This window comes from Stenotrophomonas sp. 3diitr2024, assembly GCF_042136455.1.
Lineage (GTDB): Bacteria > Pseudomonadota > Gammaproteobacteria > Xanthomonadales > Xanthomonadaceae > Stenotrophomonas > Stenotrophomonas sepilia.
In genome coordinates this window covers 1-361 of sequence record NZ_JBHHMJ010000002.1, presented here as the reverse complement: position 1 = coordinate 361, position 361 = coordinate 1, and the positions used below count along the sequence as shown (strand labels likewise).

Sequence of the window (361 nt, the reverse complement as noted above, 5' to 3'; positions counted from 1 at the left end):
CTGGTGGTGCTGCGCGACCCGCGCGACATGCTGCTGGACTGGGTGGCCTATGGTGCCGCCGCGCCGCTGGCAATGACCTCGCTGGCCGAAGCCAGCGAATGGCTGGCGCGCGCGCTGGGGCGCCGGGTGGCCGGCATCGCGCACCGGTTGGCCCGATGAGCGCCGCGCCGCGCACGGTCCTGCTGCTGGCCCTGATGGGGCTGGCCGCGCTGTTCGCGGGCTGGTTCATCAATGACAAGCACTGGCTGGCTGGCGATGGGCGCGCGGCAGTACGGCCTGTTCACTGGTGCGACGGTGCACGAAGTGGCGCAGGTGGTGGCCGCCGGCCGCGCGGTCAGCGAAGCCGCCGCCGATACCGCGG

2 pseudogenes are annotated in these 361 nt (G+C 73.7%); both read left to right on the top strand.

The window, feature by feature from the left end:
* Nucleotides 1-155: 155 nt before the first annotated feature.
* Nucleotides 156-251 (top strand): annotated as a pseudogene (locus ABGA94_RS00010) (DUF2069 domain-containing protein); the annotation flags it as partial.
* Nucleotides 238-361, top strand: a pseudogene (locus ABGA94_RS00005) (putative sulfate exporter family transporter); the annotation flags it as partial. The pseudogenes ABGA94_RS00010 and ABGA94_RS00005, both read left to right, overlap by 14 nt.